The sequence below is a fragment of the Paenibacillus hamazuiensis genome (genome assembly GCF_023276405.1).
Lineage (GTDB): Bacteria > Bacillota > Bacilli > Paenibacillales > NBRC-103111 > Paenibacillus_AF > Paenibacillus_AF hamazuiensis.
In genome coordinates, this window is sequence record NZ_JALRMO010000001.1 from 5,248,433 (window position 1) to 5,268,994 (window position 20,562).

A 20,562-nucleotide genomic window follows, 5' to 3' on the forward strand; every position below is an offset into this window, starting at 1 on the left:
GATCTAACCTGACACATTGGACAGAGGCGTGCCGGGCAGCCGATACGATCAATCTTGTACGGAAATCAGCTCGCCGTTAATGTGTAATTCTTTGACGGGAGAAAACGATACATTCTGATAGAACTCCAGCTGCAGCACCGGCCCGGAGAATTTGAACGTATATGCAACAACGTACGGCGTTTCGATGTATACCAAAGTTAGCTTTAAAGTGCTGCAGTCCGGCCAGGATGAGTATGTGACGACTTCCTGCCGGTGAAGCGACAGGTCTTTCACAAAGACATCTTCAGCGCGTTCCGGCTGAGTCAAGTGAAACGGCAAAACTTTGCGGCCGGTTTCATTTTCATAACCGAATTCCACCTCCAGCCGTTCCCCTCTCATGCTGAAACGTATCGTGCTTAATTGATGAGGGTTTTTGCCTATCGCATAAAGGTGACCGTCCAAATTCGGCGTATTTTCAGGCAGCGGCTGCGCTTCCGCAACGGGAGACATCATGGACGAAATGCGCTGCTCCAGTTCAGCATGCTCATCCGGGAGCATCGAGCTGTGCTTGTCCAATTTGTCCAAAATATGCTCGTAAATTAAATCGAGAAGCGTTTGCAGCGGCTTCATATCGGTAAAGCTTGATGTGGCTGCGATCACGATCTTTTCCCGGGGCGCGACAAAACACAGCTGCCCGAACGCACCGTCCCCTCTGAAAGCACCCCGCCGGCACATATGAAACTGGTACCCGTAGCCCTGCCCCCAATCCGGCCTGCCGGCCGCAGTGCTGCGGTTATCGCTTTGCTTCCTGGTCGCCAGTTCAATATAGCTTTCCGAAACGATCCGCCGTCCGTCATACATGCCCTTGTCCAGAAGCATCTGCCCAAATTTCGCTATGCTTTCGGTGGCGAGGCTAAGCCCCATCCCTCCCGCTATCGTCCCCTTCGGGCACGTTTCCCACGAAGGCCTCGGGATACCGAGCGGCTCGAACAGCCGCGGCATCAAGAAATCGACAAGACTCTGCCCAGCGACCCGTTCGATGATGGCCGATACCATATAAGTGGCATGAGTGTTGTAAAGGTAGAAGCTGCCCGGTTCGCGGCGTACGTCCAAAGACAAGAAGGCTTTGACCCAGTCCTCCTCCTTGGCTACTGCGCCGTATATGTTTTCATGATGCCCCGTATTCATCGATAACAGATGGTGTACGGTCATTTTCTCCAAATTATCCGAAATCCTCTCCGGCAGCTTGTCCGGAAAAAACGATATCACCTTATCGTTCAGATCGAGCAGCCCGCTGTCCCGGGCAATGCCCGCTGCGATCGACGTAAAACTTTTGCTGAGCGAAAAAAGCAGCTGCACGCCGTCTTCGCGGTAAGGCTTCCGGCAAAACCGGGCGGTCGCTTTGCCGTTTTGCAGCAGCATGAAGCTGCCTACTTTCAATCCCAGATGCTCGATGTGCGCGAAAAAATCCAACACCGCCTGTGAAGAAAGTCCGTGATTTTCGGGAATATCCTTTTTAATTTGCAAAATGACTGCCCTCCCGTCAATCCGACGAAATTTTCACCCTATAAAATCAGGACTTGAAGCCGTCAGATGAGGCAGAATCACTACCTTTATATAATATATTCGCGAGCTGTGAGCCTCTTCCTTTATTGGTACGGGCGACTGCCGCACCCTCCGACTAATAAAGAGCGCTGGGTTCGAAGCAACCGCCCTGCACGCTGATATACTCTAATGCCGCATAGGCGGAAAGCGAAACGTACATCAGCCCATCGTTTTACTTATTTGCAACAAAAGCATGCTTGCGTCATGGCTTCATGACACAAACATGCTTTTGCCGGTAGTACAATCCGTATCAGGTTAGCTCCCATCAACGCCTAGGGCAGTTTGTCCGCGTCAGGATCGAACCAGTGGGTCCAGGCGTAATTCGCGTTTGCGTCGTCCCGTGTCAACCCTTTGGTTCCGTTTAACAGAGGCTCGTTTCGAGGTCGGAGGAATCATAAACCATGGCCGAGGGAGGCAGGTTCAGCCAATGCCGCAGCCCGGCGGCTATGTCGACGAATTGTGCATGAGGCAGGCCGAGATGTTTGCGCCAAAGCGCTATCCGCAGGTCGCGGGCGAACCTTCCTCCCGCCGCACGTTCGAGCGGTTCCTCCGTAATGCCCGCCATAATCTCGGTATCGTAAGTGTATCCGCGGTCGTCGCAATTGGCGGAGCCGACAGCGACGTACTCATCGTCGAATATCCAGAGCTTCGAATGGACAAAGTCGCCGCACCACGGTCTGCGCCCCGGATCCTTCGTTTCTTTCAGGCTGAACATGCGCCACTTTTTGCGCCCCGGATCGACCTTTGCAAAGTCTGTACGAAATTCGTTTCGAACGCCTATCAAGTAGGGAAATTCGTTATCTTGAATGATATTGCTGTGCTCGAAATGATACGAATTGCTCATCAGGATGAGCAGAAATTTGAAGCCGGGCTCCTTCAGCTTTGCAACCAGCGCCTCCTTCGCACGCCGGCTGACCAGGTATTGATCCTCGACATAAATGTACTCCCGCGCGTTGGCGATGCCGTTCTTGACGAGCTGCCAGGCGGACTGGTCGGGGTATTTAAATTTATAAGAATCCCCGGGTTTGAATTTCGTCAGATCGGGAAACGTTCTTCCAATGGAAACGAGCATCCTTCTCGTCTTGACTTTGCCTCCCGGCACAGTACACGTATCCATGACTTCCGACCGCAAGCCTGCGACACGCGAAAAATCCTGCCTGACATCGTCCGCAGTCATTTGGAATTTGGCTTTATCGAGCGCAGGCGTTGCCGGATGATCCAACCATCGGTCGCGGAAAACGGCAAGGGCTGCCGCTGCGGACGGACCGTTCAAACGGATGTGTACGTCATGGAGGGGACTCACTCCGCCCACATCAACCCGTGAAATGTGCAAGTCCATTCCGCCGAGGAAAGCCACAAGTCCGCGATCGCCGCTGACGACGACGAGCTTCTGGTGGTGAGCGTTAGGACCTCGAACGGGCAGATCGGCCGGAACCAGACGTCCGTCCTCCAGGGCGGCGCCGTTCGGCAGACTGTTGATGAAGTCGGCTATCGCCTTGTTATCGCCATCTTTGCCCTTGAACGGCGTGTTCCAAAACAAACCGCGGACCTGCGCTTTCGTTTTTCTCAAGTAGTCCTGAAGAAGCGTATTCGCCGGGGGCTCGCCGCCCGGCTGATTTTTCATCCGGGTCCAAGGCAGGACGTGCCATCCAACCAGATAGATGCGATGGTCGGGCGAAACGGCGGACGCAAGAGCTTCGGCGATGTCGTCGAACGCGCAGCGGCCATAGATGTAAGGTACGACCACATTTCCTGAAGAAGGAGCGGGAGCGCCTTCAAACCATTTCAGGGCATTTTCACTTAGCTTCTTCAGCTTCTTGCTTTCATTTGGCCATCCGATATCGATCCCTTGATGGGGAAGTTTGACGATTTCGGCGGCGTCCGTGCTGCAGCTGTTTGCGAACGGCTGGCCCGGCGGCGCAATCCGGCTTGAGGCCGGTACCGGCGGCGGCACGGGCCGTTTCGGCGGTGTGACAGCACCGGGAACAGATTTTGCCGGCGAAGCCGGGGCGACAATGTCTTTATCCCCCATTTAATCCTCCACAGGCACTTGCAAGCCGGTTGCGGGGTCATATTTGACCTCTACGGCCACGACTTGGTCCGTCGGCAGTATTTCCGTCCAGAAATCGACGACCTCGAACTCATTCAGCGGATCGGCGCGGAAGCCCGCAGCCAGAGGATCGAACCCGCGCTCAAAAATCCGCTCGGCCGGCAAATAAGCGATCGACCGTTCCTGTCCGGCCGCACCCGTATCGCCTGCCGGCTCGGATACCTGCTCGCTGACAAGTTTTCGGCTCTTCTCCCACTTGGCATGCACTTCGTCGACCAGCTTGAACAGCGCCTCTTTGTTGGTCAGTCCCTGAAGCTCCGTCTCGCTGCCGGCATACGGCGCGTCCAGCCCGGCGGTACCCTCGACTTGCGACAGCATCAGCCATTCCAAAGCCTCCCGTTCCTTGCCCGGGCGGATCGGGATCACCGCTTTAACCCAAGGCGCGTTCAAGAATGCGTTGCGCAGATTGTCGCCGTCAAGCTGCAGAAGCCATCCCAGCGAGGAACCGAGGCGCGCCGGTTCGGAATCTTGGGTGATGAGATAATTGTCGGGACGGCCCTCGCCTCCCCAGCTCACGGTGTCGTCCTCTTCGAGCGTACCTAACGTTCGGCCGCGCGAGGCGAACGACTTCGCCTTCTGAAGAACGGCGCTAAGCTTGACGTGCTTGTTCAGTGCGGCGATGCTCGTCGCATTCATGCGCTTCACCGGCACCGAATGGCCCAGATCCTGCGTCGATCGGTGCAGACGCGGCTGCCACCATTCCGGAGCTACGAAATAAAGCATGCGATCGATCTCAAAGATCGACTTGAGCAGCTCGGAGCGGATATGGGCGAGCTCGCGGGTTGCCGATACGCTCCATGCTTCCCGCATCAGTTTGGCGATCAGACTGCGAAAAATGACCGTCCGCTCCTCCTCGCGCAAATCCTCGGTTTTCCGCGAACGTATGTCGGCGGCCATCTTTACGCGCTCCTGAACATTTTGGATAAACTCCTTCTTCATCACATTGGCTTTCTCGATGTCGAGCTGTTTATTTTTTTCGACGTTGGCGGCGTTGGCGTTTTTTATGCTGTTGATGTAATCGGCGGTCGGCTCCAGAGCGATGCGCGCTTGAAACTCGATGACCTCGCCGGGAGTCACTTTGCCGCGGTCAATGACGAGCTCAATGGTGCCTTCGGCCGGGTTAAGCAGCTTGGCGCGCCAGTTCAGGTTCTGTCCGTTGCGCCCGAGCCAGCGGATCGGGATGTCGCCTGTGGCCGAGCCGTCCGCATTGCGAACGAACTCATCGTCGAGACCTTTAAGCTGCTCGACCGCCGATGCCAGCTGGTAGCCGTTCGGCAAGCCGATCTTGTACTGCTGAATAATTTTGTTGACGGTGTTGACACCGTACGACTTATCCTCCGGCTCGTCGTCGCCGAACAGATCGTCGATAACCTCCTTCACCCCGACGGCGACAATCGCGCCCGGCACGCTCGCGACGGCGAAGCCGGCCGCCCCGGCGGCGATTGTGGCCGTAACGTTGCTGCGTTGACCCGGATTCGGAACGACCAGATCGATGTTCATCACCTGTAAGAGCCCCTTCGGCTCGGGCTGTATCGGTAAGGCGGTATACGGCGACAGGTCCGCCTTGGACGCCAGATGCACGAGCTCGGCGACGCCGAGCGCCGCCCCGGGGTCATCGACGTAGACCTGCCAGCAAAGCTGCGTTCCGGCATCCTGGACCTGAACGCCGACCTGCCGCATCTTGCGGCGCAGCTCATAGTTGGCCAGTTTTCCGGTGTCGTTGGAGATGACGTATCTCTTCGAGCGCGTATCGGTAACTTCAGTCACGGTTTTGAAAACCGACTTGAAGTTGTTGCGGATTTCGCTGGAAAGCTTGGCGCTTTGTTGACGCATGCGGCGATGGTTTTCCTCCCGCGCGATCTTCTGCGTCTGCTGGTTGGAAATGTCGCCTCCCGCTTCGATGCTGACGATCAGGATGTTCACGCCGCCTTCCACCGAAGATCCCATCTTGGTATCATTCAGATTCTCTTTTTTAAGCGCCTGCGAGATTTCCTCCTCGTCCGTGGTCTGGGTATCGGTCCGCAGCACGGTTTCCGAGAATTGCTCGAAGCTTTTTTCGACCAACGTACGCCGCGTAGCGATCTCATACAGCTCGGTCGTAGCTCCGGGACTGAGCCAAATATGTTCGACCGGCGGCCCGAGGAAGGTGTCGAACTCGAAAAAGTACTGCCGATAAAGGTGCAAAATTCCGATCGGCGAAAACACGGCCTCGCGCCCGGCAAGCGGGGACAAATAAGCCGGGTCCAGCGAACGGATCACCTCCGCGGTGGACTGTATTTTCACCGCATTAAGAAAAAGTGCGGCGAGCCGTTTCGGATTGTTCCTCGAAAGCTCGTCCAAATAACGGGTGACAAAGATCTCCTTGTTCAAAATATATTCGAAGAAGGTTTCCATATTTTGGGATTGTTCGCCGTTAAACAACGTCATCGCCCGGCTCAAATATTCATGCATCGGCTCAGGCTTCGGTTGCGGTTCGTAGCGCAGTTCGCGCATCCATTTCAGGAAATAACCCGCCGCCTCTTGAAACAGGGAGCGAAGGGTCTCGGTTGTGAACTTGTTTTGGAAATGCGCGCTCCAGAAAGACTCCTTCTCATCGGGATACTGCAAAATTTCTTTGATGAGATAAGTCTGAATAGAGCGAAGGACCAGGCTGTCGATCTCCGCAGCCGGCGCGAATTGGACGGCGTCAGGGTTTTTCTCAAACGGATCCCGACCTATCGCCCGCTCGATTTGCGGAACAAAGTGGTCAAAAAGCATCCCCCATTCACGGGTATCGCGCTGCGGCGGTACGAGATCTATTTCGTGCGGGAAGGCGGGCATTTGCAGGGCAACGTTGCCCCGATCCGATGTAAGCCGGGATTTCCAGCCGATCAGCGGCTGATACACCCCGTAAAGCTCGCTTGCATAAGGCAGCGCGCCGTTAAACTTGGCAAAGTTCATCCTCATGAACTCATCCCTCCAATGTATTCGATTGAGCGCAGGTTCTTTTCAAGGTCCGGTACTCAAAGGGGCATACGGAGACGGCAGGACGTTGCGATTGCAGGTTTATCGATCACCTCCCGGATCGACGGACTTCGCCGGAGTGCGGCAAGACCGGCATTGATATCGTAGCGGTAGACGAAAAGTAAACGGTTCAGTGCGTGATGACGGCAGGATTATATTTATCCGAGGTTGAGTTCGTGTTGACGAAGGGCGGCGTGAACGCCGATCTGTGCCAGAGGTCTCTAAAGATGGGAGAGTGTATACTGAAGTAGCAAGGATGGGATGGTAGCTGCATGCGACCGAGAAACCAAGGAGTATGGTTAAAAATGTACAAACGTATCGTAGCATAAATTAGACAGGTTTTCCATAATTAGCGATGCGGATATTTTCCGCGGCATGAGGTCGGCTTGGATGAATCCATTTGTCACGGGAGGGGGTCCCCCTCCCGCCGCCCCCCAAAAACTTCCCTCTATTTCATCGTTCCCATGGCTGCAACGGTCGCTTGAACCCGCACGTTCACATCCGCCTTCGACAGTGCCTCTCCCCAGTGGTCCTGAACCGGCTTCCAGTGCGCATATTCGTAGGCGCGGGCATACAAACCAAGCCCGATCGGATCGATCTGGGCTTTTTGAATTTTGGCGATCAACCGGTCAAACCGTTGCTCCATCTGCCGCGCAATATCCTGTTCCAGCTTCTCCGCCTCTTTCCTGACGTCGAGCGGAAACAGGCGCTCCGTCAAAATGACCCGCAGCTTGACGTCGATGTCGAATTTGAACTTGCCCTCCGAGTAACCCGCTTTCGTTTTGACCGATATGTCTTGCGCGTTAAAGCTGTACGCGTTGTCGGGGAAAATATCCCCGGAGGGTTGATCCGCCGCCCTGAATGTAAACGGGAACTCTCCCTTCGTCTCGTGCTGTATAATGCGAAGCAGCCTGTTTTCGTCGGGGCCGATCGAAAGCTTGTACCTTCCCGCCTCATCGAGCAGCGCAGAGCCGGTAACGATCAATCTGCCGTCCTTGCGCATCTCAGTTACAACTGCGGTCATCCCTTTTTCCTGAGCGGCCCGCCGCAGTTCATGAAGCGGTGTTTTCGTACAAATATTGCGGGAGCAGGCGGTATCGATCAGCTTGGATATATAAAGCGGGAGACGGGGCTTATCCGCCGGCGTGAATCTCACGACTTCGTGGGCGGGGCCGTCCACCATGACGACCCTTGCATTCACCGTGTTTTTGGGATCCCGCAAATACGGCTCAAGCAGCCTGAACCATCCTTCGTGCTGCATCACGCGTTTACCGATCAGCAGCGCCTGCGTTTTCCCTCCTGCGGTCAGAGCCATAAACGTTTTATCGTCCTCATCCCTCGATTTTCGCAGCGTTACCGCTTGTGACATATACTCTTCTTCCTTGATTTTCGCCTCTCTGCTGAAAACCGGACTGGACGTCGTAAACACAAGGTTATTGTTCCCATCGAGATCGATGCTGACCAGCAGCGATAAAGAGATATTTTCGATGTCCACTTTATCCGTGCATCCGGCAGTCAGCAAAGCCAGCGCCGCAAGCCCGGCGATTAGTCTCATCATCCGGCCCTCCACCTCCTGATCTTCTCGAAGCCAGCGGCATAGACAAGCAGTAAAACCGGAAATACATACAGGACGACCGTCGCCGCATTGCCCAACATGTTCGACCATTCGTCGGACTGATTCCATGTCGGCATGACCACCGCCGTACATACGACGGCGAGCGCAAAATAAACGAGCGCGTAAGGGCTGTGATCCTGCTTGTTCAGCATTTGGCCGGTCGAAAAAACCGCGCAATAAATATAGGCGTTCCACGACCGGGACACGACTATCAAATAAAGAGCCAGAAAGATCATATCGACCCGCTCCAGAAAACGAAATTCGATCGTCTTGAGCATGCTCATCAGCGGTTGGTTCAAAGACGTGATTCCATCGGGAGTGTAATACACAAAGCAAATGACGGTCGTGTACAAATACAAAAGCATCGTCAGCGTGTTGGCAATCACCAACCCGCGAAAGGCATATTGCTTTTTCTGCAGAAACGGGTAAATAAAAAACAGGATCTCATTGCCGGCAAAAGCGAACACCGTCTTCGGCAAACCGCTCATAACGGGCCCCCAGCCTTCTTTGAGCAGCGGAAGCAGATGAATCCAGTGCCACTGCCTTGACGTCACCAAAAAAAGAAACGGCATCCACAGCATGATGTACAGCACGAATTCGGTATACCTTGCCAGAACGCGAAGCCCATGACGGATAAGAAGATAACCCGGGACCGCAAACAAAAGCACGATTAAATACTGCGATGTTTTCGTCAAAAACCATGCTTTGACAAAAAGCATCGTATTGATCATGATGATCCATCCGAAAAAGGCGAAATAGGCAATAAACGGAAGCAGAAGCAGCCTGCCCAGCCATTTGCCGAACAAGTGTTTAAGCAGGTCCGGAAGCGTGTAGTCCGGATATTTTCTGAGCGTCAGCAGGATGACCCAGCCCGATAACAAATTGATCAGCCACGCGATCGGAATGTCCATCCATCCGTCCGTTCCGGCCTTTTCGGCGAGCGTCCGCGGCAGGGAAAAGATTCCGGTGGCGAGCTGCGTCCCTTGGATCAGAAAAATGTATTGCATCAAAGTAATTTCATTGAATGCGTATTTTCTCATGAACCGTCCCCCTTCGGACGAGTATCGCCGAACCGTACGTCCTGAATCGGCCTCGCGCTTTTGGGGCGGATCGTCATTTTTTTCAGAGGAAACCGGATAAACGTGTCTTTCATATCCGCCCAGCGAAACGGCGCCAAGGGGCTTCCGTAAGGGGTTCCGAGCGATTCGAGCGCCGTCAGATGGGCAGCCAGGGTCATGAAGCCGATCACGATGCCTATGAACCCGAACAGCGAAGCCATCAGCATCATCGGAAAACGCAGCAGCCTGACCGCCGTCCCCATGTCGTAGCTCGGAAGAATAAAGGAAGCGATGGCCGTCGACGCCACTACAATCACCATAATGTTGCTGACGATGCCGGCCTGGACGGCCGCCTGGCCGACGACGATGCCTCCCACGATGCCGATCGTCTGCCCGATCGGCGCAGGGAGCCGAATACCGGCCTCGCGCATCATTTCGAGCGTTATTTCCATCAGCACCGCTTCCAGAAGCGGCGGGAACGGAACGCTCGCCCTCGATTCGGCTATCGACAGCAGCAATTGAAGCGGGATAATTTCGTAGTTAAACGAGATCACCGCAATGTAAAGAGCCGGCAGCAGCAGCGCGATCATAAAAGCGGTAAAGCGGAGCAGGCGTATAAACGACGCGATCTCCCAACGCGTACTGTAATCGTCCACACTCTGGAAAAAAGCGGTAAATGTGGCCGGAGCAATGATCACGCTGGGAGAACGGTCCACTACAACGACGAAACGTCCCTGCAGCAGCTGCGATGCCGCCGAATCCGGACGCTCCGTCGTGATGAATTGGGGGAACGGCGAATACGGATTATCCTCAATATATTGGGCCAATTCCCCCGTATTGATCACGTCATCCACTTCGACTTTTTCAATTCTCGTTTCCAGCTCCCCAAGCACTTCCGGATGAGCGACGTCCTCCAGATACATAATCCACACTTTCGACTTCCCGCGCCGGCCCACCGTATGTTCCTTGATTCGAAGCTCGTTGTTCGGCACATACCTGCGAAGGAGAGCGATATTTTGCATCCCGGTTTCGACAAAGCCCTGATGCGCGCCTTTCAGCGAGCTTTCCAGCTGGGGATCTTCAATCGCGCGCTGCGGCCAGCCCTGCGTATCGTAAATCCGCGCTTGCTGCTGTCCCTCCAGGAACAACACGCTTTTTCCGACAAGAATGGCGGACTCTACGTCGGCCCATGACGAGGCGATACCGACGCCGCTGATTGCCGGTACCGGCATGCCCTGGTCCTTACCGGGAGAGGCGTTTAACAGCGGACGCAGTATGTTGTTGTTAATTGCGTTTTTATCGGACAATCCGTCCAAATAAAGCAAGGCAGCCGGCGTCTTCCGCTCTCCGGCGGCAAACCGGTAAACGATCAGGTCCGGAGAGGCCGGGAACAGCCGCCTGGCTTCCTCGATATTTTGAGATAAATCGGAATGAAGCGTCTTGTTTTCCGCTGCCGGATTTTTCGGCGGATTTGCTTGTCTTCGCTCCTGTTTCGGGCGGTTCCGTCCGCTTGTCAGGAATCTGAGGAAAAAGAGCATGGTTGAGTGATCCCCCGCTGCGAGTATGTTCCTTATTTCCTCATAATGGACATCCGACAAAAATTTAAACCTCGGATGCGGCGACGCTGGCAACTTCATCACCCTTTAGCCGGTTTCCGGCCGATAAACAAAAGCGTAATCCCCCCTCCGCCGGCAAACACAAGAGCTGAAACAAGCAGCGCCGTATTGACCCCGTCTGCGGAAGCGGCGATTTCAGCGCGTGCGCCGGCGCCGTTCATGCACAAGCTGAGAACGGCAACGCCCAGAGCGGCTCCGAGCTGGCGGATCGAGTTCAGAGCGCCGGAGGCGACGCCGGCTTGCCCGGGGGGAGCGGCGGTTACGACAGACGTCACCAGCGGCGGAATCGTTAAAGAAAGACCTGTGCCGATCAACAATAAACCGGCGAACAGCAGCCAGTAGAAGGCGCCGCTTGCCACCGTCAGCATGGCCGTGCCGACGGCGGTGACGAAGAAACCGCATATCATCGGCAGCCTTACGCCGACGCGGTTGACGATACGGCTCGTCAGCATCGGAAATAGCATCATCGGCAGAGTGAGCGGAAGGAACGAAAGCCCGGTTAACAGCGCGGAATAACCGCGGCCCTGCTGAAAGAAGAAGGTGAGCACGAACAGGCAGCCGGATAACCCGAAGTTAACGGCCAGTCCGGCAGCGAGTCCCGCCGAAATGCTGCGCTGCCGAAGCAGCCGAACAGGCAGCATCGGCGATTTGCCGCGGGCCTCGACGACGGCAAACAGAAGCAGGCTGACTGCGGCTGCGGCAATAGCCGTCATCACGAGGGGGGAGCTCCAGCCTAGCGAGCTTCCTTCAACGAGTGCGAAGGTCAGCGCAAGGAAAAATAAGGTTGCGGTCAACTGCCCTGCAAGATCAAGGCTGCGCTCCGTGTTGCGCTTTGTCTCTCCGGCGTTGGGGACGATAAGCAGCAAGCTCAAGACGGCGATCGGGATGTTGACCACAAAGATGCTTCGCCATCCGATCCAATCGGCAAGCAGTCCCCCAATGACGGGTCCTGCAGCCAAAGCTATGCCGGAAACGGCGGCAAAGACGCCAAGCGCTTTCGTCCGTTCCTTCGGATCCTGGTAAATGGAAGCAATAAGCGCCAGCGAAGCGGATGTCATTGCCGCGCCGCCGATACCGAGCGCCCCCCGCAGCGCGATCAATAGTCCCAGCGAAGGCGCTGCGGATGATAAAGCGGATGCGGCTGCGAAAAGGATAAGTCCGCCGCCGAAGATGCGTTTGGCTCCGTACCGGTCGGACAGCGAGCCCATGCTGAGCAGCAGGCTGGCAAACAAGACGGTGTAAGCGTTGACCACCCATTCGAGCGACGTAAACTTGCCGCCCATATCGGTATGGATGGCCGGCAGCGCAACCGTTACGATCGTCGTGTCGAGCAGCACCATGAAGTAACCGAGAGAAAGCCCGAACAAAGCGAGAGCTCTGCTTTTGGCCGCTGCCGCCAACGAAGCTGCAGTCGAAGATGATGTGGATGTGGATTGAGCCGATGTAGTCATAACGTACCTCCTGTTTCCTTAATCTCGCAGATTGAGTGTATAATGAAGGAAACAGGTTGACGAGATGACGGTTCGTCATAGGATTCGTACTCCTACCATGGCGGACGTTCCGATATAAGGGGTGACAAGAAATGGAGCAAACGACGGATGCGGCCAGGCTCGAGCAGCTGGGGCAGTTTCTGCGAACGAGGCGGGAGCGGCTCACGCCGGAAGCGTTGGGATTTCCCAATGACGGCAGACGGCGGACTCCCGGCCTTAGGCGCAGCGAGGTAGCGATGCTCGCCGGGGTTAGTGTCGATTGGTATACATGGCTGGAGCAGGGAAGGAACATCCAGGTTTCCGCCCAGGTGCTCGACAGCATCGCAAAAGCGCTGCAGCTGGACGGCAGCGAAAGGAAACATTTGTATATGCTGGCGATGAGGCAGCTTCCCGCGGATGTTCTGCAAATGGAACGAACCGAGGTAAGCGATACGCTGCAGCATGTGCTGGACCGGCTCGAATACAGCCCGGCCATCGTAACGGATGCGCGCTGGAACGTGGTAGGATGGAATTTGGCGGCGTGCGCCGTTGTCGGCGATTATCGCGTCATGCCGGAGCAGGAGCGAAACATGGTATGGCGGGCATTCACCTCGCCATATTTGCGGCAGCTGCTGCGGGACAAATGGGAGGAGCATGCCAAGACGCGACTCGCCCAGTTCCGGGCAAGCTACGGTACGAATGTCGGAGACCCTTGGTGGGAGGAATTCATCGCCCGTCTTTCCGCGGTAAGTCCTCATTTTCGCGAGTGGTGGGCGAAACATGAGGTGATTCAGATATCCGAAGGGAACAAACATTATTTCCATCCGGAAGCCGGGGAACTGACGCTGGAGTATATCACGTTTCAAGTAAGCGATGCTCCCGGCCTGCAGGTCATGATCAATACGCCGATCGGCCGGACGGAAGAGAAGATCAAGCGGCTGGTGGAGAAGTTGAAAGGTACGGTACATCCGTAAACTGCCCTCTTGAATGGCAGGACGTATCCAAGTATACGTATTTGTGTTTTTTCGACATAAAAGAGCCGCCTCTTCCTGGCGATAACCATAGCCCTGTCGATGAGGGTCATCATCTCCTGCCCGGATATTATAACCGGATAGTGAGTAAATGTTAGTCCCGCTTAAACTAAGGCGGGACTTTTGTTCTACTTGGGTAAGGGGGAGGCGGTTACACACCTCAAACGAATTACTAATCCGTAATGTTTCCGCACCAGCGAGTGATTCCTTCATTTATTGTTTGCATTGGATTCGGATCTGATGGAGAAATCGCCCAGGCAATATGTCCATCCGGCCGAATAAGTGCCGTGTGGACGTCGTTCCAATCCGCGTCTGCCTCAGCCAAAGATGCATGTACAACTTGAAGGTTGCTATACGTTTCCCATTGACTGCTATTCTGTTCATTAAAATGGAAGTGCAACAGAAGAAAAGTACCTTTGTGCAGGAACGGATAGGAGTTTATCAATTGCCCGTCTTTCAGCTTTAAGCTTAGATCCTTGAAACGTTTCCCGTTTAAAGGGTGGGGAGGCGCTTCGGCGTCTGGAGCATAATGTACATCAATTGCGGAAACTTGTGCGGCGATTCGATAATTAGCCTCCGGTATTTGAATCAGATTAGCCAGCATGCTTCGCAGTTCCGTGATGGGAGGAGTCACGTCCAGAAGCAGGGTTTGGACCTCGGTATTCCGGAGCAAGGCCGTATTCCATGGGAAACGTTCGGTATGATAACTGTCCAATAGCCAGCCCGGAGCCCAGCCTTTGATTGCTCCTGCAAGCTTCCAGCCTAAGTTCATCGCTTCTTGTAAGCCGACGTTCATTCCCTGCCCACCAGCCGGAAAATGAATGTGCGCCGAATCTCCCGCCAAAAATAATCGACCATTCCGGTAGCGTCCCGCTTGCCGCGTCGCATTTCCGAAACGGGACATCCATTTCACATCGTTCAATCCCAGGTCGCTTCCGGTCGTACGGATGATCGATGAACGAAACTCTTCAAATGTAACGGTCTCGTCCTTAGAGATGTTACGTCTCTCCATATCGATAATTAAGACCCGATACATATGATCATTGATCGGCATGATGCTGACCAAACCTTTTTCTGTAATCCGGGATATGACGCTCATAGGAGCCAAATCAGATAGAGCAGCATCCCCCAGAATAGCCGTGAAGGTCGCGTCTGTACCTTCAAATGATATATTTGCATGTTTGCGAACCAAACTTCTGGCTCCGTCCGTACCTACCACATAAGCAGATCTTAACGTTGTTTCTCCATTAGGTCCCGCGATCTTAACGTCGACCCCATCCTCATCCTGATGCACAGATAGAGCCTCAACCTCTCTCCAGACCTCTGCGCCAAGGCTAAGAGCCCATTCCTCCAGCACCTTCTCCGTCTCACTCTGCGGTAAAAAGAGAGTGTGATTGGAAGAAGAGTCCAACACCGAGAAATCCAAAGGAGTTTCTAATCCGGCAAAATGCCCTCTTGAAAGTAAGCGGCCTTTACTGATTAATTTTGATTTCACTCCACGCATATCTAATATTTCAAGGGTTCGTGGATGTACTGTAAGCGCACGTGAATATGGGGTTGTCTCTTTTAATCGCTCAATGACGCAGACCTTTACACCGGCTAATGCCAATTCTCCAGCCAACATCATGCCGACAGGTCCGCCACCGATAAGGATGACTTCATATTTCATATAAATAACCTCTTTTCTTAAACATTATGGGAAGATCACGATAGCGTCTATTTCGATAAGCCATTCAGGATCGGCTAGTGCTTGAACGCCTATATAGGTACTTGCTGTCTTCGGCCAGTTAGGGCCAAACACATGAAATCCGGCGTCAAAAATAATCGAAATCAATTCCGGATTGTGGTTTACCACAAAAATATTCATTTTTGCAATGTACAATGGATCCGCTCGCACGGCTTCCAATGCATACTTTAGATTGGTGAACGCTTGAATCGCTTGCGTGTAATAGTCTCCTGAACCGACCAATGCTCCTGCTTCATCTACAGAAACCTGACCTGAGATGAAGGCCAGTTTAGAGGCGGTAGTTACCACGACATGAGAAATTACAGATGTAACCTTATCCGTCAATGTCTTTGGATTCACGATTTCCATAGGCAAGCATGCTCCATTTCCATATTTATAAATCTTCTCTTGAAAAGTGGATAAGTGTTTTCGGAGAACCTCCTTCATCAATTATTGTTTCGCAGGAAATCTTTTAATCTTTGTTGTAAAAGTAAAAAATGAATATAATATATAAATATTGTTTCATACGAAACAATATAATTGTACTGGGTCACTCCTTATCCTGTCAACCCCGATATGAGCATGTCCGTTTGTTTCTCAGAAAATAATCTATGATATAATGAAACAAATGAGTCAAGGAGCCAGCATAATCATGGATACTGCCAATAAAAACAAAACCGCAATTCATGAATTTTTCGTTCAGTTTCTTCAGCAAAAAGAGCAATATGAAACCCGAATAACTGCAACATACCTCGAGGATATCCGGAAGCATATCGAACCGGAATTCAGATTGAACATGACGGAACTGCACACCATTGCGTGCATCGGAGAGCAGGAGCCGATCAATGTCACTTCCATCGCGGAAAGGTTAAATTTAAGCAAAGGGAATACCTCCAAGATCGCAAATAAATTACTAAAGGCAGGTTGGGTGCGAAAAGCCCAACTCAACGATAACAAAAAGGAAGTGTATTTTCGGCTTACGCCTGTCGGCAAAAAGCTATTTGCTGCTCATGATGAGCTCCATACGAAGGAAAAGCAAAGAATGTACGAATTTTTGGAAAGATACAACGAAAGCGAGCTTGAATTTATCAAACGGCTGTTTGGAGATATGGTTGACTTCTATCGCTAATGTACCCATCATCAGCTCCGAAAACGAAGACGCGCTCCGAGTGGATTGAACCCCACTACTACTGAAGCGCGTCTTCGATGCATATTTATTTTTTATGCATAGTCACATTTTTTCTCAATAATCACGCTCACACACTACTACAACGCAGCCCCTCGCACCCTATCTCGCCGTCCGCATCGATCCCTGCTCCTTGTACTGCAGCTCGTACAACCGATGGTAATACCCCCGCTGCGCCAGCAGCTGGAAGTGGTTGCCGATCTCGCGCACCTTGCCTTTGTGCATGACGACGATCTGGTCGGCGTGCTGAATCGTCGACAGCCGGTGCGCGACGATCAGCGTCGTGCGCCCTTCCGAAATCGTATGCAGCGCATCTTGCACGACAAACTCCGTTTCCGTGTCGATGTTGGACGTCGCTTCGTCAAGAATGAGAATTTGCGGCCGGAACGCGATCGCGCGGGCGAACGAAAGGAGCTGTCGCTGACCGAGCGACAGGTTGATGCCGCGTTCGCCAAGCAGCGTCCGGTATCCTTCCGGCAGCCCGCGGACAAATTCGTCCATATGCACCATGCGGGCCGCTTCATATACCTGCTCGTCGGTGATGTCTTGATTGTTGAGCCGGATGTTCGACAGGATGTCGCCGGTGAACAGGAACACATCCTGCTGCACGATGCCGATGGTGCGGCGCAGCTCATCCAGCGGAATGTCGCGGATATCGACTCCGTCCAGACGGATGCTTCCCTTCTGAATATCGTAAAAGCGGTTGATGAGCTGGATGATCGAGCTTTTGCCCGCTCCCGTCGCCCCGACGAAGGCAACTGTCTGCCCCGGCCGGATCGTAAAGCTGACATCCTTCAGCACCCACTCGCCTTCGTTATAAGCGAACCACACGTGGTCGAATTCGATTTCTCCGCGGATCTGCGATGGCAGACGCACCGGCTTATCGGGATCGACGATCGACGCCTTCTCGTCCAGCGTATCGAAAATGCGCTCCGCCCCGACCATCGCGGTCTGGATCTGGTTATATTTTTCCGCCAGGCTTTGCAGCGGCTGGAAAAACTGGCGCACATAATGCGTGAACGCGTATACGATACCGAACGTGATGCTGCCGTCGATCACACTCGCACCGCCGTACCAGAGCAGCAGCGCGATGGACAGGTTGCCGATAAAGCCGATCGCCGGCTGAAAAATCGAGTTGATCGTCGTGCCGCGCATCCCCGCGCGGTAGTACTCCGAGTTATGGTAATCGAATTGCTCCCATTGGCGCTCCTCGCGGGTGAACAGCTGCGTGATGCGGATGCCGGACAAGTTTTCCGCGAGAAATGCGTTCAGTCTCGACAAAATCGTCCGGGCGACGCGCTGCGCCTGCCTTTGCGCCTTGCGGTACCAGAACGTAAGCCCGAACAAAATCGGCAGCACCGCCATCGACAAAAGCGCCAGCTTGAGGCTCATGTGCAGCATGACGGCGATAATGCCGACGAGCACGATAATATCCTTGAACAGGTTGACGATGACCTGGGAGAAAAACTGGTTCAGCGCCTCCGTATCCTGCGTCACGCGGACGACCAGACGGCCGACCGGATTGCGGTCGAAATACGACATCGACATGCGGCTGAGGTGCGTGAACAGCATTTGCCGGATGTTGAAAATAATCGTCTGCCCCGTGTACTGCAGCAGATTGCTTTGCAGGTAGTTCAGCAGCGAGGCCGCGACGACGGCCGTAAGGAACATGCCGCCGAGCCGCAGCAGCCCGGTGTAGTCCTGCTGCTTGAAGCTGCCGAGAGCCGCCGGATCAAGCTGCACCGCCTTGAAGCTGTGCCCGCCGGAAACGATGCTCGCGGAGCCGCTCTCCTGCTTCAGCTCGGCTTCTTCATGCTGCGGCGGAAGCCAGCCGTCGATCATCCAGACGGCTCCGCCCGCTTCCACGAGCTGCCGCTTTTCCGCCTTCGCGCCTGACAGCGCCGCAGCTTGGCTTTCCGCTTCCGCCGGGGTGAGCCGCACATACGTCTTGTCCTGCCACTCCACGACCGGCCCGATTCCGGACAGCTTGCCCGCCTCCTGCTTCGGCACGGCAATCATCGGCCGAGTCAGTCCGTTGATGTTCTCGTCGATGGCGACCTTCAAAATATAAGGCCTGGCCAAATCGGCGATCACGATGACAAAAGCAAGGGCGATGCACAGCACGATCATTTTCCAATACGGCTTCGCAAAACCCATCAGGCGGGCGATCATCTGCGAATCCTTGCCCGCTTTAAATTCCTTTTCGGCATGGATGTTCATGCTCCGGCACCTCCCGACAGTTTCGCAGCGGCACCGCCGCCTGCAAATTTGCCGCCAAATGCGCCCGCTTCCGGCTGCAGCCGGGCTCTCTCATGATCGTGCCCTTCCTGCCGCTCCGCTTCCTGGTCCAGCAGCTGCTTATGGTACATGTCCGCATAGATGCCGTTCACCTGGAGAAGCTGCTCGTGCGTGCCTCTCTCGACTATGCGGCCTTCGTCCATCACGACGATCTGATCCGCCGACTGCACCGAAGAAATCCGGTGTCCGATGATGATCGTTGTCCGCTGGTGCATGACCGTCTTCAGCCCTTCCAAAATCAGATCCTCGGTAATCGTATCCACCGCCGACAAGCTGTCGTCGAAAATCAGAATCGACGGCCGCTTGATAATTGCCCGGGCAATGCTCACGCGCTGGCGCTGGCCGCCGGACAGCGAAATGCCGCGTTCGCCGAGCGCCGTATCGAACTGATTCGGAAACTCGACGATGTTGTCGTACACCTGGGCGATTTTCGCCGCCTCTTCGATTTGCTCCGTCGTATACGGCTGCGGATCGAACCCGATATTGTCGCGGATCGTGGAGGAGAACAGAAACTGGTCCTGCGGCACGATGCCGACCTGGGTGCGCAGCGTTTTCAAAGGAATCTCATGAATGTCGTGCCCGTCGATAAACATCGTCCCCTTCGGCGGGTTGTACAGCCGGACAAGCAGATGGACGAGCGTGCTCTTGCCGCTGCCGACTCGCCCGACAATCGCCAGGCTGGAGCCCTTCGGCACCTTGAGCGAGACGTTTTGCAGCGTCGGGCGGTCCGCCTCCGGGTACGAAAACGTCAAGTTCCGGATCTCGATGTCGCCGCCGATTTCGTCGATCGCCTGATCGGCGACCATATCGTCCACCACGTCCGGCTTCGTGCGGAAAATTTCCATCAGCCGGGCTTCGGACGCCCAGCCGCGCTGCAGCTGGTTGACGACTTTGCCGAGGTTTTCGATCGGGCCCATCAGGAGGGACAAATACGTATTAAAAGCAACGAACTCGCCGAGGGTAATCGTTCCCTTCAGCACCATCGTTCCGCCAAGAATGACGGAGACGAGAAAGCTGATGCCGACGATACCGCTGCTGAGCGCGCCGAACATCGAGTTCGAGCGGACGAACCGGCGGTTCATGAGCACCGCGTTTTCGTTGTCTTTTGTAAACAATTCCCGCTCATGTTTCTCCTGTACAAACGCTTTCACGACGCGGATGCCTGCTGTGAATTCCTGCACCCGGCTTGTCAGGTCGCTGATCGCCTGCTGCATGTCGGAAGACTGCTTCAAGATTTTTTTATTAAACCGGTATGCGATCAGGCTGAGAAAAGGCAGCGGCAGCATCGTAAGCAGCGTAAGCCACGGATTGACGGAAGTGACCATCGCCACGACCGAAATCGTGATCAGCACGAATGCTTCCAGAACGTTGTAATACCCCTGCATCGTCACCTCGCGGATGACGCCGACATCGCTGATCGCGTGCGACATCAAATCCCCGATCCGCTGATTGTTGAAATAGGTGGCCGACAGCCTCTCCCAGTGCTGAAACAATTCTCCGCGAATTCGCATTTCCAGCATGCGGGACAGCCGAAATATGTATATCCGGCTGGTTGAGCGAAAAAAAGCGACGCCGAACCCGATCAAAATCATCCATATGCCGTAACGAATCGCATTCTCATAGTTCATCGCACCCGCCTGAAGCTGATCGGTGAACCGGCCGAGCAGCCACGGAATGAGCAGCTGCGTCAAGCTGGATATGGACAATAATGCAAAGCCCGCTGCATACTGCCACTTGTGCTGCGATACGTGGCTGCGAAAAATATCGTTTCTCTCCATCCAAGGACCCCCTTGTCACTTCCGGCGCAAAACCCGAAAAGACGCTTATAGCTTTGGAAGCTATAGTAAGGTTACAACTAGTCGGCAA

Annotated in this window: 13 protein-coding genes; 2 read left to right on the plus strand and 11 right to left on the minus strand. The window is 54.3% G+C overall.

The window, feature by feature from the left end:
• Positions 1-48: 48 nt before the first annotated feature.
• The 7 genes from MYS68_RS22735 to MYS68_RS22765 form a co-directional block, all read right to left on the minus strand.
• Positions 49-1,506, minus strand: coding sequence for a serine hydrolase domain-containing protein (locus tag MYS68_RS22735; protein ID WP_248928049.1), 1,458 nt, complete (start codon positions 1,504-1,506; stop codon positions 49-51).
• Between the two features lie 439 nt (positions 1,507-1,945).
• The gene (locus MYS68_RS22740) at positions 1,946-3,616 is read right to left on the minus strand and encodes a phospholipase D family protein (protein WP_248928050.1); all 1,671 of its coding nucleotides are present in this window, start codon (positions 3,614-3,616) and stop codon (positions 1,946-1,948) included.
• Entirely contained in the window at positions 3,617-6,640 is a 3,024-nt protein-coding gene (locus MYS68_RS22745) for a hypothetical protein (RefSeq protein ID WP_248928051.1), read from the minus strand. It abuts the gene before it with no gap.
• Between the two features lie 505 nt (positions 6,641-7,145).
• Positions 7,146-8,255 carry a Ger(x)C family spore germination protein gene (locus MYS68_RS22750; RefSeq protein WP_476742044.1) on the minus strand — a complete coding sequence of 370 codons (1,110 nt, stop codon included), beginning with the start codon at positions 8,253-8,255 and terminating at the stop codon, positions 7,146-7,148.
• Positions 8,252-9,352 carry a GerAB/ArcD/ProY family transporter gene (locus MYS68_RS22755; RefSeq protein WP_248928052.1) on the minus strand — a complete coding sequence of 367 codons (1,101 nt, stop codon included), beginning with the start codon at positions 9,350-9,352 and terminating at the stop codon, positions 8,252-8,254. Before MYS68_RS22755 ends, MYS68_RS22750 begins: the two co-directional genes overlap by 4 nt.
• Positions 9,349-10,908 carry a spore germination protein gene (locus MYS68_RS22760; protein ID WP_248928053.1) on the minus strand — a complete coding sequence of 520 codons (1,560 nt, stop codon included), beginning with the start codon at positions 10,906-10,908 and terminating at the stop codon, positions 9,349-9,351. The genes MYS68_RS22755 and MYS68_RS22760 overlap by 4 nt, the downstream gene beginning before the upstream one ends.
• 98 nt (positions 10,909-11,006) lie before the next feature.
• Complete coding sequence (locus MYS68_RS22765; protein ID WP_248928054.1) at positions 11,007-12,437, minus strand: MFS transporter; 1,431 nt, start codon at positions 12,435-12,437, stop codon at positions 11,007-11,009.
• A 131-nt stretch (positions 12,438-12,568) separates the two neighbouring features.
• Between MYS68_RS22765 and MYS68_RS22770 the strand changes: the two genes are divergently transcribed.
• Positions 12,569-13,429: a helix-turn-helix transcriptional regulator gene (locus tag MYS68_RS22770; protein WP_248928055.1), complete on the plus strand. Its 861-nt coding sequence runs from the start codon at positions 12,569-12,571 to the stop codon at positions 13,427-13,429.
• 229 nt (positions 13,430-13,658) lie between these two features.
• Here MYS68_RS22770 and MYS68_RS22775 read toward each other — a convergent pair whose 3' ends face one another.
• Positions 13,659-15,155, minus strand: a complete 1,497-nt coding sequence (locus MYS68_RS22775; RefSeq protein WP_248928056.1) for a monooxygenase — start codon at positions 15,153-15,155, stop codon at positions 13,659-13,661.
• 24 nt (positions 15,156-15,179) lie between these two features.
• Positions 15,180-15,581: a RidA family protein gene (locus MYS68_RS22780; RefSeq protein WP_248928057.1), complete on the minus strand. Its 402-nt coding sequence runs from the start codon at positions 15,579-15,581 to the stop codon at positions 15,180-15,182.
• Positions 15,582-15,864: 283 nt separating this feature from the next.
• Between MYS68_RS22780 and MYS68_RS22785 the strand changes: the two genes are divergently transcribed.
• Positions 15,865-16,341 carry a MarR family transcriptional regulator gene (locus tag MYS68_RS22785; protein WP_248928058.1) on the plus strand — a complete coding sequence of 159 codons (477 nt, stop codon included), beginning with the start codon at positions 15,865-15,867 and terminating at the stop codon, positions 16,339-16,341.
• Positions 16,342-16,500: 159 nt separating this feature from the next.
• On the opposite strand, the gene MYS68_RS22790 is transcribed toward MYS68_RS22785, so the two are convergent.
• Complete coding sequence (locus tag MYS68_RS22790; RefSeq protein WP_248928059.1) at positions 16,501-18,618, minus strand: ABC transporter ATP-binding protein; 2,118 nt, start codon at positions 18,616-18,618, stop codon at positions 16,501-16,503.
• Positions 18,615-20,474 (minus strand): ABC transporter ATP-binding protein, encoded by a 1,860-nt coding sequence (locus tag MYS68_RS22795; protein WP_248928060.1) that lies wholly within the window; start codon positions 20,472-20,474, stop codon positions 18,615-18,617. Before MYS68_RS22795 ends, MYS68_RS22790 begins: the two co-directional genes overlap by 4 nt.
• Between the last annotated feature and the right edge of the window lie 88 nt (positions 20,475-20,562).